21 protein-coding genes are annotated in these 26,133 nt (G+C 71.1%); 11 read left to right on the top strand and 10 right to left on the bottom strand.

From position 1 onward, the window contains the following. Window positions 1-10: 10 nt before the first annotated feature. From MUN74_RS10030 to MUN74_RS10040, 3 genes are all read left to right on the top strand, one after another. Window positions 11-766, top strand: coding sequence for a hypothetical protein (locus MUN74_RS10030; RefSeq protein WP_244851920.1), 756 nt, complete (start codon window positions 11-13; stop codon window positions 764-766). A gap of 142 nt (window positions 767-908) precedes the next feature. Beyond that, the gene (locus MUN74_RS10035; RefSeq protein WP_305038242.1) at window positions 909-3,149 is read left to right on the top strand and encodes an ATP-dependent Clp protease ATP-binding subunit; all 2,241 of its coding nucleotides are present in this window, start codon (window positions 909-911) and stop codon (window positions 3,147-3,149) included. 109 nt (window positions 3,150-3,258) lie between these two features. After that, on the top strand, window positions 3,259-3,726 hold the full coding sequence (locus MUN74_RS10040; protein ID WP_244851921.1) for an aromatic ring-opening dioxygenase LigA: 468 nt from the start codon (window positions 3,259-3,261) through the stop codon (window positions 3,724-3,726). Between the two features lie 107 nt (window positions 3,727-3,833). Here the strand turns inward: MUN74_RS10040 and MUN74_RS10045 are convergent, their stop codons facing one another. After that, entirely contained in the window at window positions 3,834-5,126 is a 1,293-nt protein-coding gene (locus MUN74_RS10045) for an MFS transporter (RefSeq protein ID WP_244856417.1), read from the bottom strand. Window positions 5,127-5,209: 83 nt separating this feature from the next. Between MUN74_RS10045 and MUN74_RS10050 the strand changes: the two genes are divergently transcribed. After that, the gene (locus MUN74_RS10050) at window positions 5,210-5,683 is read left to right on the top strand and encodes a heme-degrading domain-containing protein (RefSeq protein WP_244851922.1); all 474 of its coding nucleotides are present in this window, start codon (window positions 5,210-5,212) and stop codon (window positions 5,681-5,683) included. Window positions 5,684-5,732: 49 nt separating this feature from the next. Here the strand turns inward: MUN74_RS10050 and MUN74_RS10055 are convergent, their stop codons facing one another. After that, window positions 5,733-9,455 (bottom strand): discoidin domain-containing protein, encoded by a 3,723-nt coding sequence (locus tag MUN74_RS10055; protein ID WP_244851923.1) that lies wholly within the window; start codon window positions 9,453-9,455, stop codon window positions 5,733-5,735. A 205-nt stretch (window positions 9,456-9,660) separates the two neighbouring features. On the opposite strand from MUN74_RS10055, the gene MUN74_RS10060 reads away from it, so the two are divergent. The 3 genes from MUN74_RS10060 to MUN74_RS10070 are packed head-to-tail and all read left to right on the top strand — an operon-like array spanning window position 9,661 to window position 11,880. Then, window positions 9,661-10,362: a TMEM175 family protein gene (locus MUN74_RS10060; RefSeq protein WP_244851924.1), complete on the top strand. Its 702-nt coding sequence runs from the start codon at window positions 9,661-9,663 to the stop codon at window positions 10,360-10,362. Window positions 10,363-10,372: 10 nt separating this feature from the next. Further along, window positions 10,373-11,422 carry a zinc-dependent alcohol dehydrogenase family protein gene (locus tag MUN74_RS10065; RefSeq protein WP_244851925.1) on the top strand — a complete coding sequence of 350 codons (1,050 nt, stop codon included), beginning with the start codon at window positions 10,373-10,375 and terminating at the stop codon, window positions 11,420-11,422. A 47-nt stretch (window positions 11,423-11,469) separates the two neighbouring features. Further along, window positions 11,470-11,880 carry a TIGR03667 family PPOX class F420-dependent oxidoreductase gene (locus MUN74_RS10070; protein WP_244851926.1) on the top strand — a complete coding sequence of 137 codons (411 nt, stop codon included), beginning with the start codon at window positions 11,470-11,472 and terminating at the stop codon, window positions 11,878-11,880. A gap of 48 nt (window positions 11,881-11,928) precedes the next feature. Here MUN74_RS10070 and MUN74_RS10075 read toward each other — a convergent pair whose 3' ends face one another. After that, window positions 11,929-12,435: a MarR family winged helix-turn-helix transcriptional regulator gene (locus MUN74_RS10075; RefSeq protein WP_244851927.1), complete on the bottom strand. Its 507-nt coding sequence runs from the start codon at window positions 12,433-12,435 to the stop codon at window positions 11,929-11,931. Between the two features lie 144 nt (window positions 12,436-12,579). On the opposite strand from MUN74_RS10075, the gene MUN74_RS10080 reads away from it, so the two are divergent. Next, the gene (locus tag MUN74_RS10080) at window positions 12,580-13,989 is read left to right on the top strand and encodes an MFS transporter (RefSeq protein WP_244851928.1); all 1,410 of its coding nucleotides are present in this window, start codon (window positions 12,580-12,582) and stop codon (window positions 13,987-13,989) included. 66 nt (window positions 13,990-14,055) lie between these two features. Here the strand turns inward: MUN74_RS10080 and MUN74_RS10085 are convergent, their stop codons facing one another. Then, entirely contained in the window at window positions 14,056-14,649 is a 594-nt protein-coding gene (locus MUN74_RS10085) for a nitroreductase family protein (RefSeq protein WP_244851929.1), read from the bottom strand. Between the two features lie 187 nt (window positions 14,650-14,836). Here MUN74_RS10085 and MUN74_RS10090 point away from each other — a divergent pair, with 187 nt between their 5' ends. Beyond that, window positions 14,837-16,594 (top strand): S8 family serine peptidase, encoded by a 1,758-nt coding sequence (locus tag MUN74_RS10090; protein WP_244851930.1) that lies wholly within the window; start codon window positions 14,837-14,839, stop codon window positions 16,592-16,594. Between the two features lie 156 nt (window positions 16,595-16,750). Here the strand turns inward: MUN74_RS10090 and MUN74_RS10095 are convergent, their stop codons facing one another. From MUN74_RS10095 to MUN74_RS10105, 3 genes are all read right to left on the bottom strand, one after another. Further along, the gene (locus tag MUN74_RS10095) at window positions 16,751-17,833 is read right to left on the bottom strand and encodes a threonine aldolase family protein (RefSeq protein ID WP_244851931.1); all 1,083 of its coding nucleotides are present in this window, start codon (window positions 17,831-17,833) and stop codon (window positions 16,751-16,753) included. A gap of 252 nt (window positions 17,834-18,085) precedes the next feature. Continuing rightward, window positions 18,086-19,231 carry an ABC transporter permease gene (locus tag MUN74_RS10100; RefSeq protein ID WP_370647288.1) on the bottom strand — a complete coding sequence of 382 codons (1,146 nt, stop codon included), beginning with the start codon at window positions 19,229-19,231 and terminating at the stop codon, window positions 18,086-18,088. Continuing rightward, window positions 19,228-20,112 carry an ABC transporter ATP-binding protein gene (locus MUN74_RS10105; protein WP_244851932.1) on the bottom strand — a complete coding sequence of 295 codons (885 nt, stop codon included), beginning with the start codon at window positions 20,110-20,112 and terminating at the stop codon, window positions 19,228-19,230. Before MUN74_RS10105 ends, MUN74_RS10100 begins: the two co-directional genes overlap by 4 nt. A 261-nt stretch (window positions 20,113-20,373) precedes the next feature. Between MUN74_RS10105 and MUN74_RS10110 the strand changes: the two genes are divergently transcribed. Beyond that, window positions 20,374-21,717, top strand: a complete 1,344-nt coding sequence (locus tag MUN74_RS10110) for an MFS transporter (protein WP_244856419.1) — start codon at window positions 20,374-20,376, stop codon at window positions 21,715-21,717. 62 nt (window positions 21,718-21,779) lie between these two features. Continuing rightward, window positions 21,780-24,488, top strand: a complete 2,709-nt coding sequence (locus MUN74_RS10115; RefSeq protein WP_244851933.1) for a CocE/NonD family hydrolase — start codon at window positions 21,780-21,782, stop codon at window positions 24,486-24,488. 89 nt (window positions 24,489-24,577) lie between these two features. Here the strand turns inward: MUN74_RS10115 and MUN74_RS10120 are convergent, their stop codons facing one another. From MUN74_RS10120 to MUN74_RS10130, 3 genes are read right to left on the bottom strand one after another with little or no spacing between them, the layout of a single operon-like run. Then, on the bottom strand, window positions 24,578-25,156 hold the full coding sequence (locus MUN74_RS10120; RefSeq protein WP_244851934.1) for a dihydrofolate reductase family protein: 579 nt from the start codon (window positions 25,154-25,156) through the stop codon (window positions 24,578-24,580). Further along, the gene (locus MUN74_RS10125) at window positions 25,156-25,716 is read right to left on the bottom strand and encodes an SRPBCC family protein (protein ID WP_244851935.1); all 561 of its coding nucleotides are present in this window, start codon (window positions 25,714-25,716) and stop codon (window positions 25,156-25,158) included. Before MUN74_RS10125 ends, MUN74_RS10120 begins: the two co-directional genes overlap by 1 nt. Then, window positions 25,713-26,051: an ArsR/SmtB family transcription factor gene (locus MUN74_RS10130; protein WP_244851936.1), complete on the bottom strand. Its 339-nt coding sequence runs from the start codon at window positions 26,049-26,051 to the stop codon at window positions 25,713-25,715. Before MUN74_RS10130 ends, MUN74_RS10125 begins: the two co-directional genes overlap by 4 nt. Window positions 26,052-26,133: the final 82 nt, after the last annotated feature.

The raw sequence follows: 26,133 nt of genomic DNA on the forward strand, positions 1-26,133 counted from the left end.
GGGCGAGATCATGGACGAGTACGGCGAGCGCCCGCGCAAGCGGCTCGACGAGCGTGCGGGCGGCGACGGCGCGGCCGGTGACGGTGCGATCGCCGGCCGGGGGCGCATCTTCCGGTCGGGGCAGCGCAAGGACGGGCGGCGGATGTCGGTCGTGCTGAGGGAGCGGACCGGGCGCGCGAAGCCCGGGGTCGAGGCATCCCTCGCGCTGTACGGTGAGGAGACGAGGCGGAAGGATTGGGGGCCGCAGGTGGCACCGCGACGAGAGCCCGCCCCGCAGGAGCGGAGCGTGCGACTGCGCCTGGAGGTGCAGGGCGGCAGGATCAGCGTGCTGGACAGCACCGTGGTGGACGTGCCGCCGGCCGACCGGTCGGCCGCGCGCGGCACGGCGTTCATCGAGGTGCGGGCGGGCAAGTCGGTCGTCGCGCTCGAGCCGCTCGTCGACCCGGGGCTCAGCATCGGCATCCCCGACCGCAGCGATCCCGCCGACGCGTTCCGCGGGCACCGGGTCATCGAGGACGACACCTGGGAGGCCGTCGTGCGCGTGCCCGTCGAGGCGGTCGCCGACCGCGAGGCGGAGCTGTCGGTCTCGATCTACCGGGCCTCCGAACGGCTGATCCTCGAGGCGGAGTCTGACCTGCCGCTCGCGCGGCGTTCGCGCCGGGTCGAGGAGGTCGCGACGAGCGCGCCGATCCGGGCGGCCGAACTGCCGCACCTCGAGGTCGAGCGCGACGAGCGCAAGCCCGGGGCAGGGTCGTCGGCCGAGTGACGCGCCCCTGACACTGGTCACGATGCGGCATCCGGTCTAGCGTGAAAACCGGGGGAGATTCCGGCACGGAATCTGGAATACCAGCCCCCTTCGCAAAGTTGAGTTCAGTAGACTCAAGTTTTGAACGAAGGGATATCACCGTATGGCGAACATGCAGGGCGCGCCGAACTCGCAGGAGGAGCAGAAGTCGGCGCTCGAACAGTTCGGCGTCAACCTGACCGACCTCGCGAAGGCCGGCAAGCTCGACCCGGTGATCGGCCGTGACGCCGAGATCCGCCGCGTGAGCCAGGTGCTGACCCGTCGTACCAAGAACAACCCCGTGCTCATCGGCGAGCCCGGCGTCGGCAAGACGGCCGTCGTCGAAGGCCTCGCCCAGCGCATCGTCGCGGGCGACGTCGCCGAGTCGCTGAAGGACAAGCAGCTCGTCTCGCTCGACATCTCCGCGCTCGTCGCCGGCGCCATGTACCGCGGCCAGTTCGAGGAGCGGCTCAAGGCCGTGCTCAAGGAGATCAACGAGGCCGAGGGCGGCATCATCACGTTCGTCGACGAGCTGCACCTGCTCATGGGCGCCGGCGGCGGCGAGGGCTCGGTCGCGGCATCCAACATGCTGAAGCCCATGCTCGCCCGCGGCGAACTGCACCTCATCGGCGCGACGACGCTCGACGAGTACCGCGAGTACATCGAGAAGGACGCCGCGCTCGAGCGCCGCTTCCAGCAGGTGTACGTCGGCGAGCCCTCGGTCGAGGACACGATCGCGATCCTGCGCGGGCTCAAGGGTCGCTACGAGGCGCACCACGGGGTCACGATCTCGGATGCGGCGCTCGTGGCCGCGGCATCCCTCTCGAACCGGTACATCACCGCGCGGCAGCTGCCCGACAAGGCCATCGACCTCATCGACGAGGCCATGTCGCGGCTCAAGATGGAGATCGACTCGTCGCCCGTCGAGATCGACCAGCTCAAGCGCCAGGTCGACCGCATGAAGCTCGAGGAGCTCGCCCTCAAGAAGGAGAAGGACGACGCCTCGAAGGAGCGGCTCGCGAAGCTGCGCGAGACCCTCGCCCTGCAGGAGCGGGAGCTCGCGGGACTCGAGGAGCGCTGGGCGCGCGAGCGTCAGGGCCTCAACCGGGTCGGCGACCTCAAGAAGCGCATCGACGAGGCCGTCACGCAGCGCGACCTCGCGCTGCGCGCGGGCGACTACCAGAAGGCGTCGAAGCTCGAGTACGAGACCATCAAGAACCTGCAGCGCGACCTCGAGGCCGCCGAGCAGGCCGACGCCGCGGGCAACGCCGGCGGCGAGCCGCGCATGGTCAACGAGCAGGTCACCGACGAGGACATCGCCGCGGTGATCGCCGCGTGGACGGGCATCCCGGTCGGCCGGCTGATGCAGGGCGAGACCGAGAAGCTGCTGCATCTCGAGCAGGAGCTCGGCAAGCGCCTCATCGGCCAGAAGAAGGCCGTCGCCTCGGTCGCCGACGCCGTGCGCCGCTCGCGTGCGGGCATCAACGACCCCAACCGTCCGACCGGCTCGTTCCTGTTCCTCGGCCCGACCGGCGTCGGCAAGACCGAGCTCGCGAAGGCGCTCGCCGAGTTCCTCTTCGACGACGAGCGCGCCATGGTGCGCATCGACATGTCGGAGTACGGCGAGAAGTTCTCGGTCTCGCGCCTCGTCGGCGCCCCTCCCGGGTACGTCGGCTACGACCAGGGTGGCCAGCTCACCGAGGCCGTGCGTCGTCGGCCCTACTCGGTGATCCTGTTCGACGAGGTCGAGAAGGCGCACCCCGAGGTGTTCGACGTGCTGCTGCAGGTGCTCGACGACGGGCGCCTGACCGACGGCCAGGGCCGAACGGTCGACTTCCGCAACACGATCCTCATCCTCACCTCGAACCTCGGCTCGCAGTACCTCATCGACCCGGCCCTCAGCTGGAGCGAGAAGGAGCAGGCCGTGATGCAGACGGTGCGGCAGGCGTTCAAGCCCGAGTTCGTGAACCGCCTCGACGACCTCGTCGTCTTCTCGGCGCTCAGCGAGCAGGACCTCGCCGAGATCGTGAACCTCTACATCGACCGGCTCGGCGCGCGTCTGCACGAGCGGCGGCTCGAGCTCGGTGTCACGCCCGACGCCCGGGCCTGGCTCGCCGAGCGCGGTTACGACCCGCTGTACGGCGCCCGGCCGCTGCGCCGGCTCATGCAGCGCGAGATCGACGACCGGCTCGCCCGGGCACTCCTCGACGGCAGCGTGCGCGACGGCGACACCGTGGTCGTCGCGCTCGCCGCCGACGGCGAGTCGCTCACGGTCGCGCGCGCCGAGACCATCCGCGACGGGGATGCCCCGGACCGGCGCGACGCCGACGACGAGGTCGTCGAGGCCGAGCTGCTCGACGAGTAGGGCGGGAGCGAGGCGTCCGTGTCGGCATCGACGCGGATGCCTCGCGGCCCTGTCGGCGCGGCGGGGGAATCGCTAGCCTTGGCCTCGAACACGGTTCGAAGGGGGCGACGTGACCGAGGAGTTCGAGACGGGCGGAGCGGTGCTCAGCCGCACGCAGGTGAACGTGGTGCGACTGACCGGGCTCGCGGGGATCATCGGGGGCATCCTGCTGATCGTCGTGGCGATCGTCGCGTGGGTCGGGGTCTCGTCGCAGTTGCGCGCCGAGAACATCGTGATCCCCGACGACGCGCCGATCTTCGCAGGCAAGGTCGTCGACGGCCCGATCGACGCCTTCGTGCAGGCCGGCGTCATCGACATGCATGCGCGCGCCATGGCCGACGGCAAGACCTACTCTGAGCTCGACCAGGACGACCCGCTGCGCACGACCGTGATGAACGCGTCGTTCCTGCGCGCGTCGCTGTTCACCTCGGTGATCTCGTTCGGCATCGCACTGTTCGCCGGCGGGGTCGGCGTGCTGTTCCTGCTCTTCGGGTGGGCGTTGCGCACGATGGTGCCGCCGTTGCCGAAGTCGCGGTAGCGGGCTCACGCTGAGCGAGCCGGCCGGGTAGGCCGGGCAGGCGCGGTGCAGTGCGCTCGGCCGGCTGCGCCGCTCAGCCGGCTGCGCCGCTCAGCCGGCCGCGCCGCTCAGCCGGCCGCGGGACCGGCCGGTGACGCGCTCGGGTCGGCGACCGGCTCGGGCGACGGCTCGCTGACGCCGTTCGCAGAGGCCGGCACCCGGCGCTCGAGGGCGAGGGCGAGCAGCATGATCAGCACGCAGCCGGCGACCATCGCCGCGATGAACCAGGCGCCCTGGCCGACGCCGAGCAGCACCCCGGCGACGACGGGACCCGTGATCGCGCCGCCCTGGAACGCGGCCGCGTTGATGGCGTTGTACCGGCCTCGATTGCGGTCGTCGGCGAGATCGTTGTAGATCGCCGGCACGGTCGGCTGCAGCATCGTCTCGCCGAAGGCGAAGATGCCCATGAAGGCGAGCACGCCGATCGCCGCGGCGAGCGAGTCGGGCAACAGGCCGGTCGCGCCGAGAACGAGCCACGAGACGGCCCAGACGGCGGCCATGACCTGCATCACGCGTGTGCGGCGGTGGCCCGCGATCAGCTTCAGCACGGTGAACTGCAGCAGCACGATGACGGCCGTGTTGACGGCGAACGAGAAGCCGACGACCTGGGTCGACACCTCGGAGACCTGGCGGGCGTACGCGGGGAACCCGGCCTCCATCTGGCCGTAGCCGATGAACACCGAGATGAACGTGACCAGCGTCAGCCACAGCACCGCCGGGCGCTTGAGGATCTCGCGGTAGCCGCCGACCGGGGCAGCGTGCTCGTCGGGTTCGACGTGCGTGCGGACGTGTCGGAGGGGGCCGAGCAGCAGCGCCATGGGGATGAGGCTCGTGGCGGCGTCGACGAGGAAGATCGCGGTGAACGTGTCGGGGTTGTGCACGTCGACGAAGAACCCGCCGATGATGCCGCCCACGCCGATGCCGAGGTTGACGAGGGCGAAGTTGACGCCGAAGTACTGCTGCCGCAGGTCGCCCTCGACCACGGTCGCGATGAGTGCGTTGAACCCGGGCCACGAGACGCCGAAGTTGATGCCGATGAGCACGAGCGCGACCGCGGCCACCGCCGGCGTCGTCGCGAAGGCGAGCAGCGTGCAGCCGGCGATCATCGCGACGAGCCCGACGATGAGCACGATCTTGGCGCCGAAGCGGTCGATCAGCGTGCCGCCCGGCCCCGTGACGATGAGCCCCGTGATCGCGATGAGGCCCATGAGCGTGCCCGAGACGCCGAGGTCGAACCCGCGCACCTCGTGCAGGTAGATGATCGTGAACGGCAGCGTGAGGCCGCGCCCGAGGGTCTGGATGGCGACGGTCGACAGCAGCCAGCGCCCCTCGGTCGGCAGGGCGGCCCAGAACGATCTCATGCCGGTCACTCGGACATCTTGGCGGATGCCGCCGACATCCCGCGAACGGGGGCCCGCATCGGCGTCGGCGGTACGCTTCGAGCATGAGCGATCTGCTTCGCCGCCTCGAGGCCGAAGACGAGGAGTTGCGGTTCGCCGCGTTCACCCACGACGACGCCTGGGAGCTCGGCGCGAGACTGCGGTCGGTCGCGGCCGAGCGGCGGCTGCCGGTCGCGATCGCGATCTGGTTCGGCCCGCAGCGGGTGTTCCACGCCGCGCTGCCCGGCGCGAGCGCCGACAACGACGGCTGGCTCGACCGCAAGCACCACGTCGTCGAGCGGTACGGCAAGGCCTCGCTGCGCGTCGGCGAGGAGTTCCGGGCGAAGGGCGAGGACTTCGACACCCACGCCCGGCTCGACCCGCACGAGTACGCGGCTCACGGCGGCGTGGTGCCCCTGCGGCTCGACTCGGGTGCGGTGATCGGCGCGGTCGGCGTGTCGGGGCTCCCGCAGGTCGACGACCACGACCTCGTCGTCGGGCAGCTGCGGGCGATGCTCGGCGAGGCGCGCGAGCGGTGACGGCCCGGGCGGCGTTCGTCGACGTCGCCCGAGCCGCCGGCTCACCCGCTCACCGGCTCATCTGGACGCCCCGAGGGTGATCGACCGCCCCGGGAACCAAGGCGCGCAGCGCGATCAGACCCGGGTCGCCCTCGGTCCACTCGGTGCTGAGCGCCACGTACCGCGCGGTCGCGTCGACCGCCACGGCGCCGCGCGTCGCGCCGGCTTCGGTCGAGCCGACCTCGCGGAACGTGATGCCGTCGTCGCTCACCGAGACCGTCGCCGCCGGAGCGTCGTCGCCGTCCCACAGCGTGGTGACCGTGCCGATCGACTGAGCGGAGCCGAGGTCGGCGACCATGCGGCCGTTCGCCCCCGGCGTCCACGCGGTGCGGGCGTCGCCGTCGACCGCGGCCTGCGGTGAGCTCATGCCCTCGGGCAGCACCGATGCCGGGAAGGTGAGCGTCGCCAGGGCCAGGTCGGGCACCGGGAACGCGGTCGCGCCCGGGAACGACGTGGGCGCCGCGACCGTCGGCTTGCCCGTGGGCACCGTCCGCGTCTCGCCGGTCTCGACGTTCGTGACGTCGATCGTCCGGGCGGCTCCCTTGGCACTGGAGCCCGCACCGTCCTGCTTCACGACGCGCACCGTGCGGCCGTCGATCACCGACACGGTGACCCCGGCGCTCTGCGCGGCCTCGGTCGGCACCGTCGCGCGCGGAGCGAGCACCACGGCGTCGCCGGCGGGCACCGAGACGGTGAGGGACGAGGCATCCGCTCCGAGCACCTGATCGCCGGCGAAGAGCGACACCGTGTCGCCGACGTAGGGGATCGTGACGTCGGTCGTGACGTCGGTGCCGGTGAGGTTGAACGCGGTGAGGTAGCCACCGAGCGAGCTCACGAGCAGTCCGTCGGCGGTCGGCTGCGGCGCTGCATCCTGCGCGGCCGTCGCGGCCGCGTCGCCCGGCACCATCTCGACGAGCATCGGGTCGTCTCCGCCGCCGAGGCGCACGGTGTCGATCCCCGCCTTCTCGCTCGACACGGTGATCGGGGCCTGCCCGCCGCGCACGACGTAGCCGGCCGTATCCTCGACGTTGATCCACGACCCCTCGGTCGTCGTGACCTGGTCGCCCGTGTAGCGGAAGTGGGCGGCATCCTGCCACGTCGTGCCGTCTGCCGAGACCTGGATGCGGTACTCGCGACCGGCCGAGACCTCCCAGCCCAGCTGCACCTGGGCGATCGCGGTGGGCGCGCCGAGGTCGACCTGGATCCACGAGTCGGCCCGGGTGCGGTCGGCGCGCGACACCGCCCAGCGCGAGGCGGGGTCGCTGTCGGTCACGCTCGACGGGGCCCGGCCCGTGTCGGAGCTCGATGCCGTCGCGGGCTTGCCGGCCGCCGCGTCGACGCCCGTCGCCGTCAGCGCGCGCAACGTGTAGAGCGAGTAGCCGTAGGCGGGGTCGCCCTGCACGCCCTGCATGCGCACGAACCTCGCCTCGACCGGGGCCGGGGCGGTCGCGCCGGCCGGCGTCAGGTCGACCGTGTCGAGGCGCGCGACGTTCGCGTCGACCCCGCCCGTGCGGGCCGCCTGCGTGGTCCAGGTCACGCCGTCCGACGAGGTCTGCACGAGGTAGCGCTCACCGGCGCTCACCTCCCAGGCCAGACGCACCGCACCGACGGTCTGCTCGGCGCCCAGGTCGACCTGGATCCACGAGTCGGCGCGCGTGCGCTCGGCGACGGCGACGGCCCACCGCGTGGCGGGATCGGCATCGGTGACCGTCGAGGCCCGACGGGCCGGGTCTTCGCTCGAGGCGGTCGCCGGCCGTCCCGCGGCGAGGTCGGTGGTGGCCTCGTCAGCCGTCCCGTAGGCGTGCAGCGAGTACAGCGAGTAGCCGTACCGCGCGTTGCCCTGCTGGCCCTGGATGCGCACGTAACGCGCGGGCACCGGGGCGAACGAGAGGTCGTCGATGCGCGCGGCGTTCGCGTCGGCGGGGTTCGGCGGCGTCACGACGGGCAGGGAGTCGGTGGCCGATCCCTCGGCCGTGTGGAAGGTGCGCGATCCGTCGAGGCCGTTGTAGCCGCCGAGGTCGAGGTTGCGCACCGAGACGGTGCCGTCCTGCCAGCCGGCGCCCGTCGAGGCGTACAGTGCTGCACCCGTCGGCAGGGTCACCTGGCCCGCGTAGCCGTCACCGATGCGGAAGACCGATGAGGTGCCCTCGAAGCCGTCGCGGGGCGCCGTGTAGGTGCTCGTGCGCCGGTCGTCGACGGTCGCCGCCGAGTTCGGGTACAGGTACGGCGTCGCACCCGACAGTGCGAACAACCAGGAGTCGTGGCCGGCGACCCAGGGGAACTTCACGAACCCCTTCTTGCTGGATGCCGCAGCCCAGGCGTTCGCGGACTGCTGCACCGAGAGGCCGGGGCCCGCGCCGAAGTCGCGCACGCCTGCGAGCCGGGCGAAGAACTCGTCCTGCGGCGTGGGTTCGACGACGCCTTCCGCCGACTCGGCGGCCTCGACGTGCAGCAGGTACGAGATCGCGATCTCGGCGCGCGCCTCGGGCTCGTACTTGGGCTCGCCCGAGAACTTGGCGAGCCGATCGACCGGGGCGTAGGCCTGGTAGGCCTCGAGCGAGGCGGCCAGGTTCGCCTCGGCGCGCACGGCGTCGGGGTCGCGCAGCACCTGCCCGAGGAACGCCATCGGGATCACGTCGCGGCCGTAGAGGTACTCGCGGTCGTTGACCATCGGCATGAACGGCTCGCCCTGGTTCGACATCACCATCTCGATCGACCGCCAGAGCTCGGCCGAGTTCGGCTGGTGCTTCAGGTAGTCGGGGATCGGCTGGTCGTTGAGGATGAACTGGATCGCGTTGCGTCCGCCCGAGCGCCAGATGTCGGACTGGTAGTGCGGACCGAACGACCCGTGGTTCTCGACGAGGTACGTGTCGTAGATCGTCTGCATCGTGTTCGTCGAGACCGGCTCGCCGGCGACGACGGCCGGGTTGTTGAGGTCGGCGGTGGGCTGGCCGGCGGCGTTGCGCGCCCAGTCGCCGAGCTGCTCGTTCCAGCGTGCGGCGTCGGCGTTGTCGGGTGCCCAGGCGAGCCCCGGCGCGAGCGCCTGCGTGTACACGCCGGCCTCCTCCTGAGCGGTGTCGCCCACGTGCTTGCCGGTGGGCCAGTCGGCCGTCCACGAACCCGAGAGCGGGTCGTCGCCGTGATCGAGGTCGGAGGTGTACGTCGACTGCCCGACGGCGATCGTCTCGAGGTTCTGCTGCGTCGTGGCGTCGAGCCGATCCCAGAGCACGCGCCCCGCGTCGAGGAAGTACGACTGGAAGGTGGAGTCCCAGAACAGTCGCTTGCCCCACGTGCCGTTCGGGTCGACGAAGCGGTTCTTGGCGGCGTAGTAGCGGATCGTGTCGACCGTTCGCTGCGTCAGCTCGTCTTTCGAGATGCCGGTGATCTCGGCGTCGTACTCGCCGTGCGTGACGAGCACGGCGTTGCCGAGCACGACCGCGAAGTTGAAGTCCTTGAACTGGTAGGCGTTGATCGCCGGGTCCCAGACCGTGTTCACCCAGCGTGTGTGGCGCAGCAGGGCGGCGTAGTAGTCGGCCGCGATCTCGTCGGGGGCGCCGAAGGCGGCGCTCGTCATGACGGCCGGGGCCGCGCTTGCCCGGGCGGCAGGGGCCAGGGCGGCCGGCGCGAGCCCGGCGAGCGGTACGGCGAGGGCAGCCGCGACGGCGAGGGCGACGACGCGGCGCGGTCGGGGCGCTGCCGCGAGCCGAGCGGGGGTGGGGCCTGAGGGGGCCATGGTGTCTCCTGGATTCGATGGGCCGGCGGGATGCCACGTGCGGTTCGACAGGAGCCAGGTCGGGAAGTACTCGACGTGACAGCGCTGTCAGAAGGGTGCGGACAACGTAACCCGGAGGCGGCCGGGGCGTCAAGACGCACTCGGGCGGCGACGGTCGCCGCGAACTCGGACTTGGGTGCTCCACAGGTTCGCTACCCTACGTCGCATGTCGACTTCCCAGCCCTCTGCCGCCACCGCCCCCGACGACGGCCGCGGCCCCTACCTCGCTCCGGCGCACCGGCTGAAGGCGTTCATCGACGCCGTGGTCGCCATCGCCATGACGCTGCTCGTGCTGCCGCTCATGGAGAGCGTCACCGAGCTCGGCGGCGAGGGCGGCAGCGTCGTCGGGTGGTTCGGCGAGCACGGCGAGCAGCTGATGAGCTTCGTGCTGAGCTTCGTGCTCATCGCGACCTTCTGGCTCACGAACCACCGTGTGTTCGCGCAGCTCGAGCGCACGACGGGGGCGTTGCTCTGGCTCAGCGTCGCGTGGATGTTCACGATCGTCTGGCTGCCCGTGCCCACCGCGATGCTCGGGGCGATGGAGGCGGACGACGCGCAGAAGGTCGTCTACATCGGCAGCCTCATCGTGACGAGCCTCGCGTCGCTCGCCATCCGCTGGTACCTGCTGCGCCACCCCGAGCTGCATGAGACCGCGCCGGTGCGCCTGCGCCGCGGCATCCTCGCCGATGTCATCTCGGCCGCCCTGTTCGCCCTCGCGCTCGTGATCGCCGTGGCGGTGCCGGCCGTCGGCTACTGGGCGATGTTCCTGCTCGTGCTCGTGTCGCCGCTGCACGCGCTCGCGACGCGGGTCGGCGAGCGCCGTGACCGATCGGCGCGAGCCGGGCGCGACGGCGCGAACCGGCAATAGGCTCGGAGTCATGCTCGCCACCGTCATCCACGCCGCCCGCGACATCCGCGTCGAGACCGTGCCCGACCCCGTCATCTCGACGGGCGACGACGCGATCGTGAAGGTCGTCGCCGCGTGCGTCTGCGGCTCCGACCTCTGGCCGTACCGCGGCGTCACCCCCGTGAACGAGCCGCGCCGCATCGGGCACGAGTTCATCGGCGTCGTCGAGGCGATCGGCGACGACGTGACGGGCGTGCAGGTCGGCGACTTCGTGATCGCGCCCTTCTACATCTGCGACGACACGTGCGTGAACTGCCGCAACGGGGTCTCGACCTCGTGCCTCCACGGCGGCTGGTGGGGCGGTGACGACCGCAAGGGCGCCTTCGCGGACGCCGGCCAGGGCGAACGCGTGCGGGTGCCGCTCGCCGACGGCACGCTCGTCGTCGTGCCCGGGCCGGTCGACGACGACCAGGTGCCGGGCCTCCTCACGCTCTCCGACGTCATGGGAACCGGCCACCACGCCGCCGTCTCGGCGGGCGTCTCGCCGGGCGAGACCGTGGCGGTCGTGGGCGACGGCGCCGTCGGGCTCTGCGCGATCATCGCCGCGAAGCGGCTCGGTGCGTCGACGATCATCGCGATGAGCCGCCACCCCGAGCGCCAGGCGCTCGCCCGCCGGTTCGGCGCCACCCACGTCGTCGCCGAGCGCGGCGCCGAGGGCATCGCCGCCGTGCGCGAGCTGACCGGCGGCATCGGCGCCGACCGCGTACTCGAGTGCGTCGGCACGAAGGAGTCGATGGACCAGGCGATCCGCTCGGCCCGGCCCGGCGGCATGGTCGGCTACGTCGGCGTGCCGAACGGCGGCCCCGAGCTGCCGGTGCGCCAGCTCTTCAACACGAACGTCGGCGTCAACGGCGGCGTCGCGCCCGTGCGCGGCTACATCGAGGAGCTGCTGCCCGACGTGCTCTCGGGTGCGATCGAGCCGGGCCTCGTGTTCGACCTCGAGCTGCCGCTCGCCGACGCCGCCGAAGCGTACGCCGCGATGGACGAGCGACGCGCGATCAAGGTGCTGCTGCGGCCGTAGTGGCGGGCGACGCCAGGCAGACGAGCGAACGAATCGAGGATGCATCCATGGCGGATGAACTGCAGTTGAGCGACCGGGTCGTCGAGCGGCTCGCGACCGAGGAGACCATCTGGCTCACGACCGTGAAGGCCGACGGCACGCCCGTGCCGACGCCCGTGTGGTTCGTCTGGAACGACGGCGAGCTCATGCTGCTCTCGCAGCCCGCCACCCCGAAGCTCGCGAACCTCGCCCGCAACCCGCGCACGGCGCTGCACTTCAACACCGATACCGAGGGTGACGACGTCGCCGTGTTCACGGGCTCGGCGCGCATCGGCGAGATCGGCGAGACGCCCGAATGGGCGGAGTACGCGGAGAAGTACGCCGCCGGGATGGTGCGCTACGGGTTCACGCCCGAGAGCTACATCGCCGAGTACTCGGTGCCGGTGCGCGTGACGGTCGAGCGCGTGCGGAGCTGGTAGCCGGGGTCTCGATACGCTTCGCTACTCGACCACTGCTGCCGGCGGCGCCTACGCGTCGACGTCGTCGAGGCGGGCGATCACGACCTCGAGGAGGCGGGCGAGCTCGCCGCGCTCGTCATCGCTCAGGTCCTGCAGTACGTCGGTCTCGACCACCGACGAGCCGCGGATGGCGAGGCTGAACAGCTCCCACCCCTCGTTCGTGAGGCTCACGTAGGTGCGCGTGCGGTTCTCGGGGTCGGGCGTGCGCTCGACGAGCCCGCGCTCGGCGAGCTTGTCGAGCCGGTGCGTCATCGACGACGGTGCGACGTTCGTGAGGTCGGCGAGCTGGCTCGGCGTGAGCGCCTCGCCGGCCTTGGCGAGCGACGTGACGACGGCCCACTCGCCCGCGGCGATGTCGAGGTCGGCGAGCTGGCGCACGTACCACTGGTCGAGCTTCTTCGTGAGGCTCTGCACGGCCGTGATGACCCGCTGCACCGACTCCTCGCCGCCGGCGGCGACATAGGTCGCGACGGCCCGGCGGTGCAGTTCGGGCGCGCTCTGGATTCGTCGGGGCATACGGGAATTCTCCCACGCATGTTTCGGTTGCTAATATTTCGATATCGAATACTTCACGTTCGAAGGGTGAGGGATGCTCCGGGGCCGACGTCGGCCCCGGAGCATCCCTCTGCTCATTCGAGACCTCGGGAGGAGGACACCATCATGCGCGCACGACTGCTCATCCTGGCCAGTGCCATCGGCTCGCTCGGTTGGGGGGCGGTGCTGCCCTACCAGTACGCCTACGCGGCCGACACGCGCGGCTGGGGTGCCCTCGTCGCGGCCGGTGCGTCGTCGCTGTTCTCGATCGGCGCGCTCGTCGCGGCCCCGCTCGCCGGGCGCCTCGCCGACCGCTTCGACCCCGTGAAGGTCGCCGTCATCGCCCAGCTGATCGGTGCTGCGGGCGTCGCATCCCTCATGTTCGTCGACGTGCCGGCGCTGTTCCTCGCGGGCATGCTCGTGTTCGGCCTCGGACTCTCGGCGGCCGTGCCGGCCAAGCAGGTGCTCGCGCTGCAGTGGTCGTCGGGCGACGACCGGCGCAAGGTGTTCGCCTACAAGTTCACGGGCGAGTCGCTCGGCATGGCGGCCGGTGCGTTCCTCGCGGGCCTCGTCGTCGACCTCGACCGGCCCGACGGGCTCGACATCGGGTTCATGATGGCCGCCGCGGGCTTCGTGCTGTCGTCGGCGATCATCGCGGTCGCGGGGCGGGTGCGGCAGGCCGGGGAGTTCGGGCTGCCGGCCGCGAGCGGTGCCCGCGCCGGGTCCGCGACGGGCAGCCTCGCCGCGCACACGGGCGCCTTCTCGGCGCTGGATGCCGCGACCGGAGCGATCGCCGTCGTCGACCTCGACGGCGACGGACACCCCGACGGTGCCGCGAAGTCGCGCGGCGCGCTGCGCAAGATCTTCGCCGAGCCCGCGATGCGGTGGACGGCCGTCGTCACGGTCACGCTCGCGCTCGGCTTCTACGCCCAGTTCGAGTCGGGCCTGCCCGCGTACGGCATCACCGTGCTCGACGTCGACCCGTCGGCGATCGGCATGGCCGCGGCGATCAACTGCCTCGTGATCGTCGCGCTGCAGGTCATCGTCGTGAAGCTCACCGCGAAGCGCAGCGCGCCCGTGCTGCTCATGGCCGTCGGCTCGATCTGGGTCGTGTCGTGGCTCATCCTCTCGGCGGCGCAGTTCGCTCCCGGCATCGCCTCGGCGTTGTTCGTCATGACCTACGGCATCTTCGCCGTCGGCGAGACGATCTACAGCCCCGTCCTCAACCCGCTCACCGCGCAGCTGGCGCCGAAGGGCATGGTCGGGCAGACGCTCGGCACGATCGGCGCGATGCAGACCGCGTTCTCGGCGGCGGGTCCGCTCGTCGCGGGCGTGCTGCTCGGCGCCGGGCTCGCCGACGTATTCCTCGGTATGCACCTGCTCGTCAGCGTCATCGCGGTGTTCGCCGCGTGGCGCATCAAGAAGGCGCTCGACCGGAAGGCGCTCGACCGCAAGGCGCTCGACGAGCGCGACGCCTCGAAGCCCGAGCGGCGCGACCCGTCGCCCACGACGCCGGTCGACCTCGTCGGGGCCTGAGCCGCAGAGACGACGGATGCCCCGGGGCCGGCCGGCCCCGGGGCATCCGGGTCTGTGCTGCGGCGGTTACGCGCCGACCGTCACGAACTCGGCCAGCTCCATGCGCCGGCGCGGGGCGACCTCGCGCTCGCGGAGCACGTCGTTCAGCTGGTCGACGTCGCCGAGGGCGCCGATCGTGGTGATCGAGACGACCTCCTGGTTGTCGGGCAGGTCGAACGCGTCGTGGATCGCCGCCGCGTCGAAGCCGCCCATCTGGTGCGTGTGCAGGCCCTCGTGCTGCGCCTGCACCGTGAGGTGGGCGACCGCCTGGCCGAGGTCGTAGCGCGCCCACGGGCGCTGGCGACCCTCGGCGTCGACCGTCTCGGCGATGTTGACGATGAGCACGGCGGCCGAGTCGGCCCACTCCTGGTTGAAGCCCGCCATGCGCTCGTGCAGGGTCGTGAACGCCGCGGTGCCGCGACGCGCGACGATGAAGCGCCACGGCTGCGAGTTGTTCGCCGACGGTGCCCAGCGCGCGGCCTCGAGGATCGTGCGGAGGGTCTCGGTCTCGACGACGGCCTCGGGGTCGAAGGCGCGAGGGCTCCAGCGCTCGACGAGCGGATCGATGAGGGGGGCGGCGGTGTCGGCCTTGCGCGAGGTCAGATCGGTGACGAGGGTCATGGTGGTGCGTTTCCTGTTTCGTTCGTGGAGCTGATGCCGGGTCGCCGTCGTCCCGATCGATTCGAACGCATGGAACCGCGGGAGTATTCCACTCGGCCCGTCGAACTCTTCGTGAAGCCCCTATCGCCCGCGCCCGCCCTGTGCGAGCATTGCCCCGGCAAGATCCGTCAATGAGGAAGGATGCTTCATGCTGAAGATGCGATCCATCGCAGCAGCGTCAGCGCTAGCGATCGGTTTCACCGCGCTCGCCGCGTCACCCGCGGGGGCCGTCGGGACCGGTTCGGGCGGTGAGCACGAATACGTCGTGCTCTTCGCCGAGGGAACGTCGAGCGCCGATGCGCGCGCCGCGGTCGAAGCTGCGGGCGGCACGGTGGTCTCCGAGAACGACGCCGTCGGCGTCGCCACCGTGCAGGCGGGCGACGGCTTCACCGCCGCTGCGGCCGACCAGGCCGTGATCCAGGGCACCGCGCAGAACCGCATCATCGGCGGCGTGCCGGGGGCGGGCGCGGCCAAGGGCAAGGCCAAGAAGGTCGACGCCGCCGAGCGCGACCTCACGGAGGGCGCGACCCTCGCGAAGGGCGCCGCCAAGGGCAAGGCCAAGGCCCCCGCCGGCAAGGGCGAGCCGCTCGCCTCGCTGCAGTGGGACATGCAGCAGATCGGCGCCACGGCCGACGGGTCGTACAAGTGGCAGAAGGGCTCGAAGCAGGTCAAGGTCGGCATCATCGACACCGGTGTCGACGGCACCCACCCCGACATCGCCCCGAACTTCGACAACGCGCTCAGCCGCAACTTCACGGTCGACGTGCCGGTCGACGCGAACGGCGCCGACATCGACGGGCCGTGCGACGCCGAGCCCGACGCGTCGTGCAACGACGCCGCGAACGTCGACGAGAACGGTCACGGCACCCACGTCGCCTCGACGATCGGCTCGCCGATCAACGGCCTCGGCATGGCGGGCGTCGCGCCCAACGTGTCGCTCGTCAACCTGCGCGCCGGGCAGGACTCGGGGTACTTCTTCCTCGAGCCGTCCGTCGACGCGCTCACCTACGCGGGCGACAACGGCATCGACGTGGTCAACATGAGCTACTACGTCGACCCGTGGCTCTTCAACTGCACGAACCAGCCCGAGGACTCGGCCGAGGACAAGCAGGAGCAGGCGACCGTCATCGAGGCGATGCAGCGGGCGCTCGACTACGCCCGCGAGCGCGGCGTGACCCTCATCGCCGCCGCAGGCAACGAGGCCATCGACTACACGAAGCCGATGACCGACGCCACGAGCCCCGACTTCGCGTCGGTGCCCGGTGAGGCTGCCTACGTGCGCGACCTCGTCGACCCCGCCTCGTGCGTGTCGATGCCGGCCGAGGCCGACGGCGTCATCTCGGTCTCGAGCACCGGCGTCTCCGAGCGCAAGGCGTACTACTCGAGCTACGGCAACGGGTACATCGACGTGGCGGCGCCCGGCGGCGACGTCTACGACACCGCCGACGACACCCGCGACATCACGAAGGGCATCCTCGCGGCCTACCCCGAGTCGCTCGGTGCGATCGAGGGCACGATCGACGAGAACGGCGAGCCCACCACGCCGGCCGTCGTGAAGAGCTGCGACACGTCGGGCAAGACCTGCGCGTACTACCAGTACCTGCAGGGCACGTCGATGGCCTCGCCGCACGCCGTGGGCGTCGCCGCGCTCATCGTCAGCCAGTACGGCAAGGTCGACCCGAAGACGGGCCACACCGGCAAGACCCTCGACCCGGCGACCGTCGAGCAGATCCTGCTCGGCACGGCGACGGCGAAGGACTGCCCGGTTCCGGCCGACTTCACCTACACGCGGCACCTGCCCGCGGGCAACACTGTGACGGCGACGCACACCTGCGAGGGCGACGGCTCGCCCAACGGGTTCTACGGCGCGGGCATCGTGAAGGCGCTGCACGCGATCGGGCGGTAGGCTCCGGCCCCCGCACGGCGACGGGCGCGGCATCCGAATCGGATGCCGCGCCCGTTCGCGTGCGCCGTGGGCGCGCTACGTGGCGCGCCCGACCGGGTGGTCTCGATACGCGCTGCGCGCTACTCGACCGACCGTGGTCTCGATACGCGCTGCGCGCTACTCGACCGACCGGGTGAGCTCCTCGCGGATGCCCGCGACGAACGCGTCGATGTCGTCCTCGCTCGTGTCGAAGCCGCACATCCAGCGCACCTCGCCGCGCGCGGCATCCCAGTCGTAGAAGCGGAAGCCGCGGTCGCGGAGCCGGTCGGCGACACCCTGCGGCAGGGTCGCGAATACGCCGTTCGACTGCGTCGCCTGGCTGAAACCGAGGCCGGGCAGCTCGCCCGCCGCGATGCCCGCGTCGAGCGCGTCGCGCAGGCGCGAGGCCATCGCGTTGGCGTGGGTCGCGTTGCGCAGCCACAGGTCGCCCTCGTAGAGCGCGATGAGCTGGGCCGACACGAAGCGCATCTTCGAGGCGAGCTGCATGTTGAGCTTGCGCAGGTACTTCAGGCCCTCGGATGCCTCGGGGTTCAGCACCACGATCGCCTCGGCGCCGAGGCATCCGTTCTTGGTGCCGCCCACGCTCAGCACGTCGACGCCGGCGTCGCGGGTAAATGCGCGCAGCGGAACGCCGAGCGAGGCACCCGCGTTCGACAGGCGGGCGCCGTCCATGTGCAGCTTCATGCCGAGCGAGTGGGCGTGCTCGGCGATCGCGCGCACCTCGTCGACGGTGTACGCGGTGCCGAGCTCGGAGGTCTGCGTGATCGACACGACGAGCGGCTGCGCGCGGTGCTCGTCGCCCCAGCCCCACGCCTCCTCGTCGATGAGCTCGGGGGTGAGCTTGCCGTCGGGCGCGGCGACGGTGAGCAGCTTGATGCCGCCGACGCGCTCGGGCGCCCCGCCCTCGTCGGAGTTGATGTGCGCCGTCTTGGCGCTGACCACGGCGCCCCAGCGCGGCAGCATCGACTGCAGGCCGGTCACGTTGGCGCCCGTGCCGTTGAACACGGGGAACGCCTCGACGCCCTCGCCGAAGTGGTGGGCGAACACCTGCTGCAGGCGCTCGGTGTAGACGTCCTCGCCGTACGCCACCTGGTGGCCGTCGTTGGCCGTGGCGATGGCGGCGAGCACCTCGGGGTGCACGCCCGAGTAGTTGTCGGAGGCGAAGCCGCGGAAGGTCGTGTCGTGGAGCGGAGAGTTCACCGAACCATCCTCGCATCCGGGGGCGGGCAAGCATCGTGACGGGCGGCGCAGGGATCGCGCGTGCGGGCGGGAATCCGCGCACGGATGCCGCGGGCGGACCCGAACTTGCAGGATGAGCCGGTCACCACCGCTGTATGCGGGTGTGCCGGCTGCATCATCCTGCAACCGCATCGCGTGAAGCGGGCGGATGCCGCGGGGCCCCCACCCCGAGGCATCCGCCCGCAGTCTGTCGCGCCGAGGCGCGCGGCGTCGCTACCCGCGCAGCGCCTCGGCGAGGGGCACCCGCGCACCCGTGCGCAGGAGCGAGTTGCGGTAGATGCGCTCGCCGATCGCGACGGCGATCGCCGTCGTGGCGACGAGGATCACGAGCGAGACGATCGGTTCCCACCACTCGGCCTGACCGAGGAAGATGCGCACGGGCATGCCGACCGGCGCCGAGAACGGGACGTAGCTCATGATCGTGAGCACCGTCGGGTCGTCGAAGAAGAAGACGACGAGGAAGTACGGGATCATCACGAGCATCGTCACGGGCGTCGTGACCGACCCGATGTCCTCGGAGCGCGACACCATCGCGGCCGTCGCGGCGAACAGGGCGGCGAGCATCACGAAGCCGATGGCGAAGAACACGACGAACCAGATCACCGAGCTGCCGAGTCCGCCGAGGAGCACCTTCTGGCCTGTGAGCATGAGCCCGGCGATCGCCAGCACCGCGATCGCGAGGATCTGCCCGAACGCGAGCACGCTGTTGCCGATCACCTTGCCCGTCAGCAGGGCGCGCGCCGACACGGTCGAGAGCAGGATCTCGACGACGCGGGTCTGCTTCTCCTCGACGACCGACTGCGCGATCGTCGTGCCGAACGTGAGCGCCGACATGAAGAACACGATGCCGAAGCCGAACGCCACGAGGTACGCGAGACCGGGATCGACGGCGGCCGGCTCGAGCAGTTCGACGCTCGGCCGCACCGAGAGCGCCCCCACGACGCCGTTGGGCGTCTGGTCGAGCCCGATCACCGTGATGCCGAGGGGGTCGGATGCATCGGGCACGACGATCGCATCGACCTCGCCGTCGCGCAGCAACTGCTCGCCGGCGGCCTCGTCGTCGACGGGGACGGCCTCGAGCGCCTCGTTGCCGGCGACCGACTCGGCCGCCGACCCGACGACCGCGACCTTCGTCGGGTCGGACTGCCCGCCGAACAGGCTGCCGAGCACGACCGAGGCGAGCACGGCGAGCATGAGCACGCCCGTGGAGATGAGGAACGCCTTGCTGCGCAGGCGCATGGTGATCTCGCGGCCAGCGATGAGCGAGACGCTGTCGACGAAGCGCGGCTCGGCCGGGGGGCTCGAGACGCTCGCTTCGCTCGCTCCTCGATCACCGGGGGTGTTCGTCGGCACGCTCATCGCACGACCTCCGTGAAGATCTGGGCGAGCGTGGTGTGCTCGCGGGTGAAGCTCACGACCTCGCCGCGGGCGACGGCCTCGGCGAGCACCGCCTGCCGCGCGGCATCCGAATCGGCCTCGAACACGGCCCAGCCGCCGTCGAAGTCGGCGACCGTGATGCCGGCCTGTCCGCGCAGCCAGCCGACGTCGCCGTTCGTGAGCAGTTCCCAGCGCTCGGAGCCGTGCGCGCTGCGCAGCTCGTCCCGCGTGCCCTGCGCGGCGATGCGGCCGCCCGCGATGATCACGAGGTCGTCGCAGAGCCGCTCGACGATGTCGAGCTGGTGCGACGAGAAGAGCACCGGCACGCCGGTGGCGGCGACGTCGGCGAGCACGGCCTGCACGGTCTCGACGGCCATCGGATCGAGGCCCGAGAAGGGTTCGTCGAGCACGAGCACCTCGGGGCGGTGCACGAGGGCCGCGGCGATCTGCGCGCGCTGCTGGTTGCCGAGCGAGAGCGACTCGATCGTGTCGCCCTGGCGCTCGCCGAGGCCCAGTCGCTCGAGCAGCTCGACGGCATTGCGGGTCGCGGCCGCGGTGCTCCAACCGTGCAGTCGTGCGAGGTAGACGGTCTGCTCGAGCACGCGCATCTTCGGGTAGAGGCCGCGCTCCTCGGGCATGTAGCCGAACCGGCGGCGGTCGTTCGCCGTGATCGGCGCGCCGCCGAGGGCCACGGTGCCGCCGTCGGCGGCGAGCACGCCGAGGATGATGCGCATGGTCGTCGTCTTGCCGGCGCCGTTGCCGCCGACGAAGCCGGTGAGCCGGCCGTCGCCGACGGTGAACGACACCGCGTCGAGCGCGCGGCGCTCGCCGTAGTGCTTGGTCACGTCCTGGAGTTCGAGCATGCCTTCACGCTAGGGATGCCGCGGGGCCGGCGTCATCCGCCGGGCGGGGGGTTTCGGTGGTCCGCCGTGCGGGGGAGCCCGGGGCCTCGTGGGTCGAGGAGCGACGGAGGAGCGTCTCGAGACCGTCGCGCGGGCGAGGCTCAGGGGGTTATGGATGTCGGCGGGCCCGGTTACCCTCGCAGGGTGAGTGAGGGGCTCGACGCGACGGACTCGACCACGGCGCAGGGCGCGCCGCCGACGGTCGTGCCCCCACCGAACGGCATGCGCACGTTCCTGCACGTGCTCGTCAACACGATGCTCGCGAACGTCACGACGAGCTTCCTGTGGTTCGCGCTCACGTTCTGGGTCTACCTCGAGACCAAGTCGGTGCTCGCGACGGGCATCATCGGCGGCGCGTACATGCTGCTCATCGCCGTGTTCGCGATGTTCTTCGGCACGATCGTCGACCGGCATCGCAAGCACCGGGTGATGGTCTTCTCGAGCCTCGTCACGCTCGGCTCGTTCGGCATCGCGGGGGTGCTCTACCTGCTGCAGCCCGAGGCGTCGCTCCTCGACCTCGGCGGTCCGTGGTTCTGGGCGTTCTCGGGCATCATCCTGTTCGGCTCGGTGGTCGAGAACATGCGCAACATCGCGCTCTCGACGACGGTGACGCTGCTCGTGCCGGTCGAACGCCACGCGAACGCGAACGGCATGGTCGGCACGGTGCAGGGGCTGTCCTTCATCGTCACGAGCGTGTTCAGCGGGCTCGCGATCGGCCTGCTCGGCATGGGCTGGACCCTCGCGATCGCGATCGGCATGACGCTCGTCGCGCTCGTGCACCTGCTGTACGTGCGCATCCCCGAAGAGCGCCCCGTCAGCGAAGACGGCCGTGCACCCGCGGTCGACCTGCGCGGCAGCATCACCGCGATCCGGGCGGCGCCGGGCCTGTTCGCGCTCATCGTGTTCTCGACGTTCAACAACCTCATCGGCGGCGTCTACATGGCGCTCATGGACCCGTACGGGCTCACGCTCTTCCCGGTGGAGGCCTGGGGCGTCGTGCTCGGCGTCACGGCCACCGGCTTCATCATCGGCGGACTCGTGATCGCCAAGTGGGGGCTCGGCAAGAACCCCATCCGCACCATGCTGCTCGTCGTGATCGGCATGGGGCTGCTCGGCGCCCTCTTCACGATCCGCGAGCAGTGGCTGCTCTACGGGCTCGGCATCTGGGCCTACATGTGCCTCATCCCCGTGGTGGAGGCGGCCGAGCAGACCGTCATCCAGAAGGTCGTGCCGTTCCGTCGGCAGGGCCGGGTGTTCGGGTTCGCGCAGGCCTTCGAGGCGGCGGCCGCGCCGATCACGGCGTTCCTCATCGCGCCGATCGCCCAGTTCTGGATCATCCCGTACATGAACTCGCCCGCCGGGCAGGACGCCTGGGGCTGGCTGCTCGGCGACGGTGAGGCACGCGGCATCGCGCTCGTGTTCCTGTTCTCGGGACTCGCCATGGTCGTGCTCGCGCTCCTGGCGTTCACGACCCGGTCGTATCGGCTGCTCTCGGCCGAGTACCAGGAGGGCGAAGCCACCCCGGCGGTGGACATCGATGATCCGGCGGGCCACGTCGCGCAGTGATTGTTGAACATTTTCGGTCGATTCCCTAGCGCGCCGCCGACGCGCTTCGGTAGACAGAGGGCATGTCAGCGTTTGATTCGGTTCAACCGCCGCCCGTGCGTCGTCGTCGACGCAGGGCCACCGGCATCATCGTCGGGCTCACCGCAGCACTCGTGGGCGCCCTCCTCTTCCCGACCTCGGCCGTCGCTGACGACGCGCCCGAACTGAGCATCGTCGACGGCGTCACCGCGCCGGTCTTCGACTACGGCCAGGCGATCCGCGAGCGGGTCCTGATCCCGGTCGCGGGCGTCGACCAGGACCTCGACGGCGTCGACGACGTCACGGCGATCGAGATCATCCGGCCGGCCGAGAGCGATGCGGGCCTCAAGGTGCCGGCGATCATCGACACGAGCCCGTACTACTCGACGCTCGGGCGCGGCAACGAGTCGCAGCTCATCTCCGACGTCGACGGCGACGGGCTCAACGACAAGTGGCCGCTCTTCTACGACAACTACTTCGTGCCGCGCGGGTACGCGATGATCCTCGCGGAGATGGACGGCACGGCCAACTCGACCGGGTGCCCGATGCACGGCGGGCCGGGCGACATCCAGAGCATGAAGGTCGTGATCGACTGGCTCAACGGCCGCGTCGACGGGCACTACGCCGACGGCACTCCCGCCGTCGCCGACTGGGACAACGGCAAGGCCGCGATGATGGGCAAGTCGTACGACGGCACGCTCGCGAACGGCGTCGCGGCGACCGGGGTCGAGGGGCTCACCACGATCGTGCCGATCTCGGCGATCTCGAACTGGTACGGCTACTCGCGCACGGGTGGCATCGCCCACAACACCAACTACCCGGCGAGCCTGTCGAACACCGTCACGAACCCCGACCGTCGGGCACTCTGCGCACCGGTGCGCGCCACCCTGAACACGGTCGACGGCGACGAGACCGGCGACGTGAACCCGTTCTGGGCGGAGCGCGACTACCGGCTCGACATCGCCGACGTGAAGGCGTCGGTGTTCGTCGCGCACGGCCTCAACGACGACAACGTGCGCATGAGCCAGGTCGGCGAGTACTGGAAGGCGCTCGGCGAGCACGACGTGCCGCGCAAGATCTGGCTCGCGAAGGTCGGCCACACCGACCCGTTCGACTACAACCGCGCGGAGTGGGTCTCGACGATCCACCGCTGGTACGACTACTGGCTGCAGGGCATCGACAACGGCATCATGGACGAGCCGATGGCCACGGTCGAGACCGATCCCGAAGTGTACGAGGATGCGGCGAACTGGCCGGTGCCCGGCACGACCGACGTCGACGTGCTGCTCGCGGGGACGACCGCAGGCGCTGCGGGCGACCTGCGGCTGCAGCCCGGTGACGGCGCCGCCTCGGCCACCTTCACCGGACCGTCGGGTTCGATCTCCGAGGCCAACGTGATCAACACGCCGGAGGGCTCGCAGGCGGGCCGCCTCGTGTTCCTGTCGGAGCCGCTCACGAGCGACCTGCGCATCTCGGGCACCGCGCGAGTCGAGCTCACCGCGTCGCTCGGGCAGTCGCAGGCGAACCTCAGCGCGCTGCTCGTGGACTACGGCACGGGCACCCGCACGTCGCGGAGCGGCGAGGGCGTGCAGAACACGGCCGAACGCACCTGCTTGGGTGCCGAGAGCGTGAACGACAACGCGTGCTACCTCGAGGTCGAGCGTCGTTCGCAGACGACCGACGTCTGGCGCGCCGCGCGCGGTGCGCTCGACTCGTCGAACCGGTTCTCGCTCGTCGACGGCGAGGCCGTGCCGGTCACGCCCGGCGAGGCGAACGCGTTCGAGTTCCCGCTCGAGCCGTACGACACGACGTTCGCCGCCGGGCACCGCATCGGCGTGGTCGTGACGACGAACCTGTCGGGCTACAGCATCGGCGGCACTGCGAACGCGAGCGTCACGGTCGACACCGCGGTGAGCCGCATCGTGCTGCCGGTCGTCGGCGGACCCGCTGCGGCGGCCGCGTCGGGCGCATTCGGCGTGGTCGACCCGGTGTCGCTCGCGTTCGACCTCGGCGGGTACGGCGACCCGATCGCACCGCAGTCGGTGGCCTACGGCACGGCGCCCGTGGCGCCCCCGGCTCCGAGCGAGCACGGCTGGGTCTTCCAGGGCTGGTTCGCGGATGCCGCGTTGACGACCCCGTTCGACTTCGACGGCGTGCTCGTGGCCGACGCGGTCGCCTACGCGAAGTGGGCCGATGTCGCATCCGTCGCCGCTTCGCTCGAGGTGACGCCGAGCGAGACGACGGTCGACAAGGGCGACGTGGTCGACCTCGCCGTCGAGGCGCTCGACGCCGACGGCGACCCGATCGGCGACGTCTCCGACCTCGTCACGGTGACGAGCTCGGTCGCGACCGACGTCGTCGACGGGGCATCCGTCTCGATGCCGGCGTATGCGGGCGAGCACGTGCTCACCGCGACCCTCGGTTCGGCGACCGGGTCCGCGACGGTCACGGTGCGCCCCGGCGCGCCGGTCGCCGTCGAGCCGCCGTCGTTCAGCGGCACGCCGGTGCCCGGTGCGACGCTCACGGCCGACCCCGGCGTCTGGGACGTCGACGGCGCGAAGTTCACCTACGAGTGGACTGCCGACGGCACGGTCGTGCCGTTCGCGAAGGGTGCGACGCTCAAGGTGAATCCGTCGATCTCGGGCAAGGAGCTCGTGCTCACGGTCACGGCTCGGGTGCCGGGGCTGCCCGCCGGTACGGCATCCAGCGAGCCGGTCACCGTCCTGCCGAAGCCGCACGGCTACCAGCCGTGAGTGCGGTGTCGCGGTGACCTCGGTCCCGCGGTGAGTGCGCCGGAGGCCGGGAGCGTGAACGCTTCCGGCCTCCGGTGCGACCCGCTCGTTCAGCGCACGCGATAGCGCACGCTCACGACGCCGCCGGGGCGTTCGGCCACTCGGTCGAGCGAGAGGGTGCGGTCGCCGAGCGCGGGCGGGGTGAACGATCGTCCGTCGCCGAGCAGCACCGGCACGATGCGCAGGTGCAGTTCGTCGACGAGGCCGGCGGCGAACAGGGCGTCGGTCAGCACGAGGCTGCCCCAGACGATGATCGTGTCGAACCGTTGCTTGAGCGCGGCCGTCTGCGCGGCGCCGTCACCCGAGAGGATCTCGATGCGGCCGTCGCCCCAGGGCGCCTCGGTCAGGGTGTTCGAGACGACGAGCTTCGGAAGTCGCTCGATGAGCTCGGCGACGTGCTCGACCGCCGGATCGGCCTTCGGCCAGTAGTCGGCGAACATGCGGTAGGTGGTGGCGCCGAGCAGGATCGCGTCGGCACGCGAGACGTAGGCGAGCTGTTCGGCGTCGTTGAGCTCGGCCTCGCCGTTCTCGCCGGGCTGGATGAGGGCCTCGAAGAAGCCGATGCCGCCGTCGGGGTCGGCGGCGTACCCGTCGGCCGTGACGACCTGTTCGACGATGAGGTGGCCCATCAGCTGGCTCCGTCGGGGCCCGCGGGGTCGGCAGCGTCGGTGACGGCGGGGTCGGCGGCGTCGGTGACGGCGTCGGCCGCGCCGAGGTGCTCGTCGAGCACGTCGAAGGCCGAGTCCCAGCCGTCGTACACGTTGCCGTCGCCGGGAGCACCCTCGATGCCCACCAGGTGGAACAGCATCTCGGTGCGCTCGCCGGCGAGCTCGCGCAGCGTCACCGTGATCACGGGAGCGGCATCGTCGGCGTCGCCGGGTGAGCCCCATGTCATGACCAGCCGGCGGGGCGCGTCGAGTTCGCGGTACACCCCGGCGGTCGGGTACTCGGTGCCGTCGGGTGCGACCATCGTGTACCGGTAGCGCCCGCCGACGCTCGCGTCGACCTCGATGCTGCCGGGCTTGATCGCGATGCCGCGAGGGTGCCACCACTCCGCGACGTCGGCGTGCTCGGTCCACGCGCGCCAGACGAGCTCGCGCGGGGCGTCGAAGACGCGCGTGATGGTGAACTGGGGTGCGCTCGAGGAACCGGTGGAGCGGTCGGCGGTCGCCGTGTCGTGCTCGGTCATTGCGGATTCTCCTTCATGGTCTTGAGGTGCTCGGCGAGCAGGTCGAACCGGTCGTTCCATTCGCCGCGGTGATGCTCGACCCACGCGGATGCCTCGTCGAGAGGTTCGGTCCGCAGGGTGCACGTTCGCCACTGGGCCGTCGCGGTGCGTTCGATGAGGCCGGCTCGCTCGAGCACCTTGAGGTGCTGCGAGATCGCGGGGCGGCTCATCGCGAAGGGCTCGGCGAGTTCGCCGACGGTCGCCGGGCCGACGCGCAGGCGCGAGAGCATCGCGCGACGGGTCGGATCGGCGAGCGCCTGGAACACCGCGCTCAGCTCGTCACTCGCCTGGACCAATGTAAGCAACTCCTTAATTAATGAATTGCTTAACTATCACACGTGCTCCCGCACACGTCAACCCTCTGCGCGTCAGCCGCGC

Source organism: Agromyces sp. H17E-10 (genome assembly GCF_022919715.1).
GTDB lineage: Bacteria > Actinomycetota > Actinomycetes > Actinomycetales > Microbacteriaceae > Agromyces.

Excerpts from the sequence above, each read along its gene's own strand:
- MUN74_RS10030 (WP_244851920.1), top strand. The coding sequence starts at position 11 with ATGGACGAGTACGGCGAGCGCCCGCGCAAGCGGCTCGACGAGCGTGCG.
- MUN74_RS10035 (WP_305038242.1), top strand. The coding sequence starts at position 909 with ATGGCGAACATGCAGGGCGCGCCGAACTCGCAGGAGGAGCAGAAGTCG.
- MUN74_RS10045 (WP_244856417.1), bottom strand. The coding sequence starts at position 5,126 with ATGAGATCGTTCTGGGCCGCCCTGCCGACCGAGGGGCGCTGGCTGCTG.
- MUN74_RS10050 (WP_244851922.1), top strand. The coding sequence starts at position 5,210 with ATGAGCGATCTGCTTCGCCGCCTCGAGGCCGAAGACGAGGAGTTGCGG.
- MUN74_RS10055 (WP_244851923.1), bottom strand. The coding sequence starts at position 9,455 with ATGGCCCCCTCAGGCCCCACCCCCGCTCGGCTCGCGGCAGCGCCCCGA.
- MUN74_RS10060 (WP_244851924.1), top strand. The coding sequence starts at position 9,661 with ATGTCGACTTCCCAGCCCTCTGCCGCCACCGCCCCCGACGACGGCCGC.
- MUN74_RS10065 (WP_244851925.1), top strand. The coding sequence starts at position 10,373 with ATGCTCGCCACCGTCATCCACGCCGCCCGCGACATCCGCGTCGAGACC.
- MUN74_RS10070 (WP_244851926.1), top strand. The coding sequence starts at position 11,470 with ATGGCGGATGAACTGCAGTTGAGCGACCGGGTCGTCGAGCGGCTCGCG.
- MUN74_RS10075 (WP_244851927.1), bottom strand. The coding sequence starts at position 12,435 with ATGCCCCGACGAATCCAGAGCGCGCCCGAACTGCACCGCCGGGCCGTC.
- MUN74_RS10080 (WP_244851928.1), top strand. The coding sequence starts at position 12,580 with ATGCGCGCACGACTGCTCATCCTGGCCAGTGCCATCGGCTCGCTCGGT.
- MUN74_RS10085 (WP_244851929.1), bottom strand. The coding sequence starts at position 14,649 with ATGACCCTCGTCACCGATCTGACCTCGCGCAAGGCCGACACCGCCGCC.
- MUN74_RS10090 (WP_244851930.1), top strand. The coding sequence starts at position 14,837 with ATGCTGAAGATGCGATCCATCGCAGCAGCGTCAGCGCTAGCGATCGGT.
- MUN74_RS10100 (WP_370647288.1), bottom strand. The coding sequence starts at position 19,231 with ATGAGCGTGCCGACGAACACCCCCGGTGATCGAGGAGCGAGCGAAGCG.
- MUN74_RS10105 (WP_244851932.1), bottom strand. The coding sequence starts at position 20,112 with ATGCTCGAACTCCAGGACGTGACCAAGCACTACGGCGAGCGCCGCGCG.
- MUN74_RS10110 (WP_244856419.1), top strand. The coding sequence starts at position 20,374 with ATGCGCACGTTCCTGCACGTGCTCGTCAACACGATGCTCGCGAACGTC.
- MUN74_RS10115 (WP_244851933.1), top strand. The coding sequence starts at position 21,780 with ATGTCAGCGTTTGATTCGGTTCAACCGCCGCCCGTGCGTCGTCGTCGA.
- MUN74_RS10120 (WP_244851934.1), bottom strand. The coding sequence starts at position 25,156 with ATGGGCCACCTCATCGTCGAACAGGTCGTCACGGCCGACGGGTACGCC.
- MUN74_RS10125 (WP_244851935.1), bottom strand. The coding sequence starts at position 25,716 with ATGACCGAGCACGACACGGCGACCGCCGACCGCTCCACCGGTTCCTCG.